Source organism: Pseudomonas sp. B21-023 (assembly GCF_024749165.1).
In the GTDB taxonomy this organism is placed as follows: Bacteria; Pseudomonadota; Gammaproteobacteria; order Pseudomonadales; family Pseudomonadaceae; genus Aquipseudomonas.
In genome coordinates this window covers 1,660,218-1,672,511 of the sequence record NZ_CP087190.1, presented here as the reverse complement: position 1 = coordinate 1,672,511, position 12,294 = coordinate 1,660,218, and the positions used below count along the sequence as shown (strand labels likewise).

Here is a 12,294-nt window from a genome sequence, read left to right as displayed (position 1 = left end):
AAATCAGCTGAACAATCGCCGAACCAAGGCCGTTACGCCTTCTGCGTACCTGCGAAGAATTGGAAGATCGCCTCGCACACCTCGGTGACCTGCTCGATGGTCATGTCAGAATAAAGCGGCAGGCGCAGCAAGCTTGCAGAAACTTCCTGAGTGACAGGCAACTGACCGACACTGCGCGCGTAACGCAGGCCTGCCGGGGAATCATGCAAGGGCACGTAGTGGAACACAGCATAGATACCCCGCTCACGAAGAAACGCGATCAACTCTCCACGCGCCTCGTTGCTACGCATCAATATATAGAAGATATGTGCGTTGGCCGGCTTGCCACCCGGCGCGCAAGGCAAGGTCAAGCAACCGTCCGCTTCGAGAGGCTCTAGTTGGTGGTAATAGGACTTGTACAAAGCGCGACGATGTACATTGATGCTCTCCCCCTGCTCTAGTTGGGCATAGAGGAAAGCAGCCGTCAGCTCGCTGGGAAGAAAAGACGACCCCACATCCACCCAGGTGTACTTGCTCACCTCGCCTCGGGAAAACGCTTTGCGATTGGTACCTTTCTGCCAGATGATTTCAGCCCGCTCAATCAACTTGGGATCGTTGATGAGTAGCGCCCCTCCTTCACCGCTGATCACATTCTTCGTTTCATGAAAACTCAGGCATCCCAGATGCCCAAAGGTCCCCAGTGCGCGATCCTTTTCCCGGGCGAGGATCGCCTGGGCGGCATCTTCAATGAGAATCAGACCGTGCTTGTCGCACAGGTGCAGCAAGGCAGCCATATCGCAAGGCTGCCCCGCATAATGCACCGCGACAATCGCCTTGGTCTTCTCGGTGATGGCGGCCTCGATAAGGCGCTCGTCCAGGTTGAGGGTATCCTCGCGCACATCCACGAAAACCGGCACCGCGCCGCGAAGAACGAAAGCGTTGGCAGTGGACACGAAAGTGAACGACGGCATGATGACTTCATCTCCCGGCCCGATATCCGCCAGGATCGCCGCCATCTCGAGGGCCGCCGTGCACGAATGCGTCAGCAGCGCCCTGGGACACCCCAGGCTGACCTCGAGCCATTCCTGGCATAAGCGCGTGAACTGTCCATCGCCGGCGATACCACCATTCATCACCGCCTGGGCGATATAGAACAGCTCTTTGCCAACCACAAATGGCTTATTGAAAGGAATGATCTGCTTGTTCACGTTCATGTCTCCGGTATTCACGCTTCAGGCAAAGTCCGACAGGGAAAGGTAGCCACCCAGCAGGGCATCCAGGAAGTCGACCTGAACTGTTCGCTCGAGCTCATGCTTATCGAAGAAGGCGCGCGCCCGCTGGTAGTAATACTGCTCCAGCACCTGATCGGCGTCGGTATGCCCCGCATCCAAACCGTGCTGCGACAGTGCCGAGCACTTGACTGCCGCGTACTTGCGACAGCATGCCTCCACCGACTGGTCGAGCCATGCGCTACGCTGCGGCCGGGTGAATTCGAAGTAGCTGCCGGCCTGCGAGGAAATCGACTTGTCCAGCAGCAAGGCCACCAGATTGTCGGCCAACCATGGCGCAAAATGGTAACCATCACGGCGAGTGCCGGAAGCAATGAAGGTGTTGTCGTTAAGCTGGCCGATGACCGGGTAGCCATCGAGACTCAGCGGACGATAGCCAAAGTTGTAACGAATGAAACCACTGGTACGGTGCAGATGGTTGACCTGGTTGATCGCACCGTTTATCAGCGCGGCCACCGACTCTGCGCGAGGGAAGTGCTCGTCGGCGGTGGTCACCAGATTGGTGGCACCGACGACGAACTGATCACCCTGGTAGGGCGCGTGGTAGATTCCGCAAGCACCGCCACGATTTGGCGTGCGCAGGACATAGCGCCCCTGTATTCCTGGGTTCTTCAACACCACCGTGGCGCCGACGCCATTGATCACCCGAATGCAGCCTTCCTCCTCCCAGAGGCGCGTGGCCATGCTGCCGTTGGCCAACACAATCCGCTCGGCGCTGAGCACGCGCCCGTCTTCGAGGGTTACGCCACGGGTACGACCGCTGACCTTGTCGAGCGACTTCACCACGCCATCGACAAAGCGCACACCACGCCTTTCCAGCGTGGCCTGCAGCGCATGGATCACACCATCCGGATTGAGTACGCCCTCGCGCGGCAGGAACAAAGCCTGGCGCGTACGATAGCTCTCACCCGGCACATAGGCGGGTTCCAGCTGCGGATCGACGCGTTCATAAGGCTCGTCGAACTCGTCAAGATAACCGGCGATGGCATCGAATGCGGCATCCTCGAAACGGTTGGATGCGTTGTTGTTTATCAGCACGGTGCCCAGACGGTAGTGTTCAGCAGGAATATCGAATTCTTTTACGAAATCTCCCCACAGACGAGCAGATGCCTGGCTTAACTCGAACTTCAGACGATCACGCGGCTGATCGAGTGCGCCAGGCTCGAGCTCGGCGAAAGAGTTGAGCATTGCCGCAGCCGCCATGGAGGCGCTGTAAGGGCGTGCTGCCGGGCCCACAACCTGAATGCACTCGCCCGGAACACTACGCGACAAACCTGCGGCGATAGCCAGGGCGACCATGCCATTACCAACAATCAGAAACATGGTGACCCCCTTACAGAAGCTTGACGATGCACAGCGACGGATAGGTTTCCGATCGCTTGATCTCGTGACGCACTTTCCCCAGTACTTCGGCTACATAGGCATAGCCTTCACCCGGCAGGAAATCGCGCTGCAACTGGAAGAACACCAGCAGCGAGCCCGGCAGGCAACGCGGCAGGATCTGCTCGAGGGCAAAGCGCGTCGGCCCTTCAAGGTTCATATCGAAGAAGGCCAGCGCCACCAGCAAGTTCCGCTGTTCTTCGATGAACTGCGGCAAGGTATCCTTGATATCACCCTCTACGACCTGATGACCGCCTGGTACCTGCGGCAGCGCGTTAATGCCTTCATGCAGGCTCAGCAAGTGCCGCAGATAGTCGGCGTATCCATTGCCGGTGGCATAGCACCCATCCTGGAAATTGACGTTGGCGACCTTGCCATCGCCGGCATGGGATTGGTAACCCGCAAAAGTGTCGAACGCGGCAATACGTCGCTGCTTGTTGAAGGGCTCGAAGATGGCGCGCAGGTTTTCGCAGAGTACGGCGTTCTGCCCACGCCAGGTGCCGAAGTCGAGCACCGAGCCAGGCAAGCGAACGATGTCCCGGTACAGATCGGAAATTGCCAGCATTCGCGCCAAGGACGCAGAACGAATGAACAAACCAAGATTTCGCTCTTTCTCAGCATCATCAAGAGGTGCGTTCGCGAACGCCTGCCAAAGTTGCTCGCGCGCGTCGAGCTGGCTATCGCTGGATTGGGTGACAGAAGTGGAACCGCTTTTGAGCATGATGTTCTCCAGGCAAAGAGGGATAAGGACGGCGCGTCAGGAAGACTTGCGCACAAGCAAGGTAAACTCGTACAAGCCGTAGTCATGCAAGAGTGCCACCTCTCTGGAGTAGGTTCTTTTGCACAGATCAAAATAGAAACAAGGATCCCCGTAATACAGATAATCACGCATGAAGGGCGGGTCCGAGTACGAGGTAAGGCAATTGAAGGCAAAGCCTTTGCGGCTGCAGGCATCCATCGCACGCAATACGTCGGCGATGTACCTCTCCCACGTGTCGCGAGCGGTGTTCTGACAAACGTTGAAGATGCCACTGGCCACCGCATAATCCGCCTGTCGCGACGCACTTTCGGCCACTTCGAAGCGCACTGCGTCATCAGCCGGATGCTGCTGCCTGGCTGCGGCAATCATCTGCTCGGACAGGTCATAACCGTGATAGTCCACAGGCAGTCCCTGCTCACGCATCCAGGTCAGCAACGCGCCGTAACCGCACCCGACATCGATAAGACTGAAGCCCGCACGTTGCTCTTCGACGGGCACCAGTTTAAGCAACTGGGCAAAACGCTGTTGCTGGGAAGCGCTGCCATTCCAGTCGACCCCCTCTGGAGTTGCGCCGTGCGTACGAATACGCGACGAATAGTAATCCGCCACACCCTGCAAGATATCTTTGCTCATGGATGACGCTCCAGAAAGTTCGATGCTTCACTACCGGTATTGAACAGCAGGTCGAGGACACTGACCGCATGCTCAAACCCACCGAACAACTGCGGATACTCCGGATAGCCGGCATAGCTCATGTACGAGACTTCAAGGCCGCCAGCGGCGAACGCAGCCTCGTCCAGATAGCTGCTGGCTGCCGGTCCCGATAGGTATTCGGTCGCCCCAAGGGCCTGACAAAGATGTATCAACCGTTGGTTTTTACCTTCACTGCTACGCCCGAGTTCCTCGGAGCGATACAGCGGTGTATCGATACCGAGCAGAGCACACAGGCCGGTGATGAAAAGCTGGTTGATGGAGGAAAGACGAGCGACCTCGGAGGCTTGCTCGTAAAGCGTGCGAACGGGGAGCTCCATCTGATTGAAGCAGGCGGCTCGCCGATAGTTCATCTCGATTGTCTTCCAGTGCTTGGCCGCCCAATCCGCCTCGCTGACCTCGACTTCATTGATCAGTTGCTCGTATCGACCGCGGTTTTTTACCGGAACACTAAGCCAGTGCTCACCTTGGGCGGTCTTGATCTTATTGCGATTACGCCAGTCGCGACGCGTGTACTGGACATCGTCATATAAAACGAACGCATCGACACTGCGAATCAGGTCGAAATACCCCTTCCACGGGATGTAGTTCGATTGCACCACCGCCACTTTCTTTTGCATCCCGAACCTCATAGGCACAGCACAGGCACTGCATTCTGCCTGTCAATAAACCGCCACCAGGCAAGAAAAAGCCGGGCTTGTAACCCGGCTTTTGCAAATCCCGCGCCAGCTCGCGCCCGGCTAATAACACGTAGCCCCTTGTTCCCTTGATGGCGTTCATGGAGACAGTCGCGGAATGGATTTCGACAGGGGCCGCAGCCCTCCCGGCCTTGCCCGACAGCTATCAAAGCGGTTTTGGACGGATAGCGAAGCCCCCGCCGGCCAGCCCCGGGATGCCAGGCATGACCAGACGCACCCAATGCGCCAAGCACTGAAACCCGCGATACTGGTTGGCGCGCTTTCTTGATAGCACCTGGCCTTGGCGGATTTCGATTTACAGTTTTGGCGGCGGGCAGTCAGCCTGCTGATAAATCAGCGCATAGGTGTAATGCCTGTCAAAACTGTACGGTGTCGCCCCCGGTGCCGACCACTCGGCATACTTCCCCGACATGCTGGTTGGCGTCGACATCTCACCGATACCAATAGTCGCAACATTGCCGTAATGAGCGAGCGGCACATTGCCATACCACTGGATATCACTGCCGTTTGCAAACCATGCACCATTCCATTTGGCTTCAGTAGTGGAATACCAGGTCTTGTCGGGCTTGAAACAGACCATTTGAATAGTGGCAACAGCACCGCTGGACACATGATATGTGGTCAGCTTCCAGTATCCCAATGGAGCTTCGCCTGCCTGCACGGTGAGGGCCGCACCAAAAGCAATGGCCAAGATCGAAATCCGGCTCAACATTTTTTTCATCGTTTAATTTCCTTAAGTTTTCTGCGCGAGCTCCGTGCCAATCACAGATGATTGATCGCGCCTCGACACCAGTAGGCGCCAACCAGGAAACCACATGCATTTGCGCATTAACAAACAATGCGTTTATGCAATTTTATTCCAGCGCACTATTTCTTGGGTATGCCCCCCCCCAACTCCTGTTATCTGTAATTTGTGCAATGGGCACGGACTCAAGACGCTCCGCCACCCCACGCAACGACAAATGGCCGCCCCGGAGACCCGGATTCCCCGTAGACGGCCATGCTTGAAGAGTCGGTTGTCAGAAACAGTCCACAACCATGCATCTACCACTAGACGCAATAGCGTTGAATTATCCCAACTGAGCGATCCAGTTGCTGGACGGTGACGCTTCACCCGCGCCAAGGGAGTCCAGTTGACCATCCCCCTGGAAAGCCTCAGGCCAATGCGCCGCCAATTGCGAAGACGCCTCATCACCCAGGACCGGCAGGGCCGTGGCAAGCAACTGCGCGCGAGGCGTCCAGACCACCATCAACCCAGCCTGGGCGACCATCAGGCTCAAGCCGACACCGATATCCCCTGCGAGCGGCAGGCCACCGCAGTGCACGAAGGCTTCACGGTCCACCATCAGGCAACCATCCGAGACCGCGGAACAACTGCGCACCGACAGCGGCCAGCGGGCCTTTGCGGCACCCTCGAGCGACAGTTGCCGCCAGGGGGCATGCACTCTGGGGCCGGCCAGCAGCTGATAGCCTGCGTGCGCCAACGTACCGTCAGCCGCCCACAAGCTCGCACCGACAACCCCTACTTCAGGCCTCTGCGCCTCGTTCAACAGCGATTCGATCCAGGCCGGGGTAATGACCTGGCAATGCGGCGACAGCAACACCAGGTAATCGCCACGAGCCTCGCCGGCCGCCAGGCCGAGCAGTTGCCGATGCGTTGCCCCGACTTCGCCGGTTACGACCCGCAGTCGGCCACCCAATGCCTGGAACGCTTCGACCTGGGCCGCTGAAGGTTGCCCGGGAAGCGCCAGCACCACTTCGTAGCGCGGGTAGCGGGTTCGCTGGAAAATGCCGGCCAGCCACGCAGGCTCGACCTCGCCCGCCAGCACGATGCTGACCAGCGGTGTGGCGCTATGGCGGAACTCGATCGCCAACCCTCCTGCCCCTTGCTCACTGATCTGCGGGCGATAGCCCAGCTGGGTGAGGTGGCGATTGAGGATCTTGCGTGCCTCCTCGGTGGATGCCGAGGAAGGTTGCTGGCTGACCACCAGGTAGTCATCCATGTGCGCCAGGCTGGCTGCACCGTGATGCTCGACCAGGCGCAACAGCAAGTCATAATCCAGGGTCTGCGGGTCGGTACCGTTGTAGCCGTCCAGGTCGAGCACGGCCTGACGACGAACCAGCCAGTGCCGCGCCATGAGCCCCGGTTGGCTACGCAATAGGTCCAGATCGCTGCCAGGCCGGCGCACGGCGAACAGGCGCCCATCACTGTCACGCTGGACTTCGTCGGCGGCGATGGCATGGCAAGCCGGGGCCTGGGCAAGCTCTACCGCCAGGCGCATGAGCCCGCCAGCAAGAAGCACATCGCCGGCCTCGAGCAACAGCAGCCACTCGCTGGGCAACTGGCGCACCAATTGGTTCAGATGCGAGACCCAGTTGCCCTCTGCGACCTGGATGAAGTGCAAGGTGTCCCGCGCGGTAGTAATCGCTGGCGGCTTGCCGGCCTTGAGCACCACCAGCTTGAAATTGCGCACGCCGCTGGCCAACAGGCTGTCGAAGGTTGCCTGCAAGGCCAGATCATCGTTGTTCAGGTCAAGCACGACGAAGGCGATCTGCGGCGCCGGGTGTTTTGCCAGGTGGGCCAGCACCCGCTTGCGCGCAGCTTCATCCGGGGTGGCCGCATCGATCGCCGCGAGCACCTGCCCCGATGGCGTGTCGAGCAGGGAATGGCGTGTCTCGCTGTCCGGCACCCCGAGCAGCCGCGCCATCCAGTCCCCCATCTCACGGGCATGGTGCGTGTTGTCCTCACCGGTCAGCACCTGGTTGAGGGAGCGGCACACCTGGACATTGAAAAGGCCCAGGCCCAGCGCCTTCCAGTAACGCTCCTGAAGGCTCTCACGGGTGTCATTGGGGTGCGTCACCAGCAGGTCGCGCTGACGGACCCAGGCCCCCTCGAGGGCATGCCGATGACGCTTGCCGGTCGGCCAGGCATGACAGAGGAACTCCACCTCGGTCAACCGATCGAACAACGGGCGATTGTAATAAGGCAGTTCCACATGCTGCTCGGGCTCGAACGAACGCGCCGGGTCATCGATCACGCTGGTCCAGCGCGAGGTGAAGAGAAGCGGCTGCTCGCCCTGGCACCAGGTTTTGCGCACGAAACGATTGAGCGCCTCGAAGCCGTCATCAGCGGACAGGACGCTCGCATCATGCCCGCCGCCCCACTGACGCAAAGCCCGCACAGTCTGGACCATACGCTCCTCGCGCACGGCAGAGGACAGTTTCTCAGGCTGCGATTCGCAGATCACATCGGTCTGCTCCAGATGCGCGACTGCCCCGAGCAGCAGGATTGCGCAGGACAAAGCCACCCGCCAGCCTGCAGCATCGAGCCCTTCCGGCAGCGACACCAGTGCGGCCCGTAGCGCCTGCGTACGAATTACCGCACGCCAGGCTTGCTGTTCGGCGTCCGCGTAGTGTCGCAAGCGATCCAGCACACTCTCCCCGGGATGTGCAGCGAAAGCTTCCCCCACCTTGTGGTAGGTCAGCTGGCTATTACCAGGCGCATAGGCCAGGGCGTGGCCTTGCACGGCCATTACCTCCGGCTGGGCACGTAGGTACCGCACCGCATTGTCCAGCGCGGCACCCAGGACGAAATCGGCATCCAGCGCCAGGCAAACGAACGGCGTCGCCACCTGTGCCAGCAATTCTCCCAGGGCGGCAGCATCGACCACCGCTGCCGGCGTCAGGCCCTGGCACGGCACGCCAGCCCGCTGATAGTAGTGCGCCGCACGAGCACGGTGATCCGCCTGCTCATGCCCGAGCAGGACGACGGTCACTTCATCACGCGATCCGAGTGTTGTTTCGTTCATAGGGCACCTGTTCAAGGGGTTCGGCACCTGGCTTGGCCAGGCGCCAGGATTCAGTCAGCCAGCCAGGCGTTGGCCCAGTGCTGCAGATGGTGTTCGTTCAGTACGTAGTCTCGCAGGACCGCCTCGCGCAACGCATCGCCCTGGCGGTAGCTGGCCATCGGGTCGGCAAGGTGCATGCGGATCGCGTCCAGCCACTGCTCGGTGGTGTTCTCGCGGACCCTCGTGCAGGGAAGGTAGCCTGCGTATGCCTTGGTATCGGTGCAGATGACCGGAAAACCGCACGCGCCATACTCCAACAGGCGCAGGTTGCTCTTGCAGTCGTTGAACAGGTTCTGCTCCAACGGCGCCACCGCCAGGTCCAGGTTGAGACTGGCCAGCTTGCGCGGATAGTCCGCGAAAGAGATCCCCGGGTGAAACTCCTTGACGTAGGGCAGCAGCGCCTCTGGACACATGCCGAAGAACACCCAGTCGACTTCGCTGGCCAAGGTCTTGATTACATCCAGCATCAATTCCAGATCACCGCGGTGACTGGTACCCCCTGCCCACCCCACACGCGGCCGCACGCTGGTCTGGCGCTGACTGGTCAGCTCGCTCCACAGCGATGCGGCGAGCATGTTGGGGACGACACGGATGTCCTGGTGCATGCTGGACAGCGCATCGGCCAATGGTTCGGTGGAGACCACCACCCGGTCGCACAGGGAAATCGCCTTGCTGACCAGCTCGCGCATGTTGCTCGGCATGTTGCGCGCATGGTCGTTCTTCTTCGGTGGATCAATGATGTAGTCGTCCAGCTCGTAGATCCGCCGCGCACTGGAAAAGCGCTTGTACTGTTCGATATCCCGGACATTCGCCGGCAGGTAGCGGCACTGCAGGATCACCACATCGGGCTTTTCCCGCTCGAGGTCGATCAGCCCCGGCGCGCTGTAGTCGATACGTCCCTGGATCCAGCCAGACTGCTCCAGCTCATTGAACGGTTGGACCACCCGATAGTGTCCGATCGCCGAGGTACTGCTCGGCAGCGCCAGGACAGACGGCATGGCCCGCGCGATGAACGGATCCCACCCACCCCGCAATCCGGGGTCGAAGTTGAAGTTCGGCAACTTGAGGCTGAGGTTGCGGTTGTAGGCCGGATCATTCGCCACCCAGGCCAGCCAGCGCGCATACAAGGCATCGCGATCATCCTGCCAGCTTCGTGGCGAGCTTTCCTCGACCGCCTGGGCGCCCAGCTTGGCCACCCGCGCGAACGGCGTCCACACCGACAGATAACCCGCGGCCCGTGCCCGCAGGCACAGGTCGGCGTCGTGCAGCGATACCTGCAGCGCGGCCGTATCCAGCCCTCCCAGCTCGGCGAACAGCTCACGCCGCACCAACAGGCAGTCCAGACTCAGCGCGCTCCAGTTCTGTACCAGGCTCAGCCTATTCATGTAGCCGCCTTCGTTCACCGGGCAGCCCAGGAATGGACTGGCCGCCGTGGCCTGCATCCCCAGGACCAGGCCTGCCGAGACCACGGTCCCACTGTTGTCGAACAACTTGGGCCCGACCATCCCGACTTCGGGACGCTGGCCAAGCTGCAAGAGCTCGGACAACCACTGCGGCTCGAACAGCACGCAGCCGGCATCCAGCAGTAGCAGATAGTCGCCCCGAGCGTGCACACTGCCTTCGTTGAAGCTCTGCGCTCGGCCATGGGCGGCACTCTCGAGCACCCGCAATTGCTCGCTCCCCAGATTCCGCAAACTGTCGAGCCAGGTAAGTACATCGTCCGACGTCCCGGCGCTGGCGACCAGCACCACCTCGAAATCGGGATGCTCGGTACTGGCCAGCACAGACTCGACGCAACGCACCAGTACCGCCAGGTCGCCAACGGCAGGAATGATGATCGAAACGCTCGCAACCTGGGGGTGCAGGTAGGTGACCCGAGTCATCAGGCTGCCAGCAATACCCTGCACCTGCGCCTCCACACCCAGGCGCCGCAGGTGCGCCTCCAGAACCCGCGGCGCCTGGACATGGCCCGCACGATCAGCCAGCCATTCGGCATAGCCGTGTCGGCACTGCACCAGCACTTCAGGGATATGCTCTACCACCTGCAGGCCATGGGCCTCGATCATTCGCCACAGCAGGTCGTGAGGCGCCAGGCCTTCGAATCTGGCGTCAAATCCCCCAAGCTCACGCACCGCCGCAGTATCGAATGCCAACAGGCGCCCGACGTAGGGCAGGCTGCGCATCAGGTCGAGGTTGAAGTCCGGCTTGAAGATTGGTGCCGACGCGGCGAGGCTGTCGTTGGCCCCCTCATCGATGTACAGGCACAGGCTGTCACCACGCAGCGCCATGCGCTCGGCCATGATCACCAGCGCATGGGTATGCAGGCAGTCGCCAGCACGCAGCAGGAACAACCAGTCAAGTGCCGGACCGTCCGCCAGCCAATGGTTGAGCGAGATGAACTCGGCATCGCCGCGCACCAGGTAACGAACACGCTCTTCCACCGGCCGCTCGAAACCCTCAGGCGTCACTACCAGAACTTGTCGGGCCGGGTAGGATTGCTTCCAGAGACTGTCCAGCGTCGCACGCAGCACCTTTTCGTCGCCTGCCTCACAGAACACCACCACCGCGATTCCCGGCTGGCTTGGCCATTGCTCCACACGCTTGGGCAAGAGCCGCTCCTGCCCGGCGGACAGCCGGCGATACTCGAGCCATTCAGCGTACAGCTCGGCAAAACTCAGGCTGTGGGTACCGATCTGCTGGTTGAAGTTGGCCATCTGCGCCCCGAAGAAGCGCCGCAAGTCGAGCTCGTCCCACTTCTGCTGCGGGTTTTCCAGGTAGTCCGCCAACGGCATGTAGCGCACCCAACCGTGGGCAGGCGCCGGCTCGGCATTGCGTTCAGCAAGCATTTGCAGCAGCCACTGGGTTTCGCTCTTGTAGGCCTCGACCATGGTGCCTTGATGGCTAAGACGCCCCGGATGCACCCGCTCCATGCTCAGCACCTGCTCCAGGCTGGCCAGCTGTCCCCGGCGCAGAACGCAAGCGTAGAGCGCCAGGTCCAGGCGAGCGGAAAAACCCTGCCCATCCTGCACCAGGGTGGGCAGATACGCTTCGACCTGGGCACGGCGCAGCAAGGCATGGCTCAAGCCACCGAACAGGTTGGGTGCATCATCGGCGACGCTTTCCAGCAGGTCGGTGCCATGCAGCACTGCACTGTGCATGGAAATAACGAAGTTCAGCGCGCGTGAAGGCAACAGCACGTCATCGGCGGCGCACAACAGGCGCTGGCAAATGACCATGCTGATCTGCTGCGACTCGCCGAGCACACTGGACTGCTGGCTGATACAGCCGGCAAACAGCGTGTCGTCGTCACAGAGGAACTTGATCAGCTCGCCCGAGGTGTGCGTCAGGCAAGCCAGCAGGTTGCGGGCGAAACCAAGGCGCACCGGGTTGCGCACATAGCGCAAGGGAGCGGGCGAAGTGACACGCAGCTCATCACAGATCGCCTCGATCTCGCCCCCGGGGCTGTCGTCACACACGACAATCTCCAGATTCGGGTAATCCTGGGCGATTGCGCTGGCCAGTGTGGCACGGAAGAACTCAGGGTTGAACGCAGGGATGGCGATGGTGACAAGGGGTTGTGCGTTCACAGGTACTCACTCAAAACAGAAATTCGCTACAGGACGACACCC

The 12,294-nt window shown here is 60.6% G+C and carries 8 protein-coding genes; all 8 read right to left on the bottom strand.

Annotated elements, in window-relative coordinates; genetic code table 11:
• Positions 1-32: 32 nt before the first annotated feature.
• A complete protein-coding gene (rffA, locus tag LOY42_RS07585; protein WP_218571130.1) occupies positions 33-1,187 on the bottom strand; it encodes a dTDP-4-amino-4,6-dideoxygalactose transaminase in 1,155 nt (384 codons plus the stop codon).
• Positions 1,188-1,211: 24 nt separating this feature from the next.
• The gene (locus tag LOY42_RS07580) at positions 1,212-2,591 is read right to left on the bottom strand and encodes an FAD-binding oxidoreductase (protein ID WP_258600161.1); all 1,380 of its coding nucleotides are present in this window, start codon (positions 2,589-2,591) and stop codon (positions 1,212-1,214) included.
• A 10-nt stretch (positions 2,592-2,601) separates the two neighbouring features.
• Positions 2,602-3,369 carry a hypothetical protein gene (locus LOY42_RS07575; protein WP_139673335.1) on the bottom strand — a complete coding sequence of 256 codons (768 nt, stop codon included), beginning with the start codon at positions 3,367-3,369 and terminating at the stop codon, positions 2,602-2,604.
• 36 nt (positions 3,370-3,405) lie between these two features.
• Positions 3,406-4,041: a class I SAM-dependent methyltransferase gene (locus tag LOY42_RS07570; RefSeq protein WP_094012435.1), complete on the bottom strand. Its 636-nt coding sequence runs from the start codon at positions 4,039-4,041 to the stop codon at positions 3,406-3,408.
• Complete coding sequence (locus tag LOY42_RS07565) at positions 4,038-4,739, bottom strand: WbqC family protein (protein WP_139673338.1); 702 nt, start codon at positions 4,737-4,739, stop codon at positions 4,038-4,040. The genes LOY42_RS07570 and LOY42_RS07565 overlap by 4 nt, the downstream gene beginning before the upstream one ends.
• A 373-nt stretch (positions 4,740-5,112) precedes the next feature.
• Complete coding sequence (locus LOY42_RS07560) at positions 5,113-5,538, bottom strand: hypothetical protein (protein ID WP_139673341.1); 426 nt, start codon at positions 5,536-5,538, stop codon at positions 5,113-5,115.
• 349 nt (positions 5,539-5,887) lie between these two features.
• On the bottom strand, positions 5,888-8,626 hold the full coding sequence (locus LOY42_RS07555) for a glycosyltransferase (protein WP_258600160.1): 2,739 nt from the start codon (positions 8,624-8,626) through the stop codon (positions 5,888-5,890).
• Between the two features lie 50 nt (positions 8,627-8,676).
• A complete protein-coding gene (locus tag LOY42_RS07550) occupies positions 8,677-12,252 on the bottom strand; it encodes a glycosyltransferase (RefSeq protein ID WP_139673347.1) in 3,576 nt (1,191 codons plus the stop codon).
• Positions 12,253-12,294 lie beyond the last annotated feature (42 nt).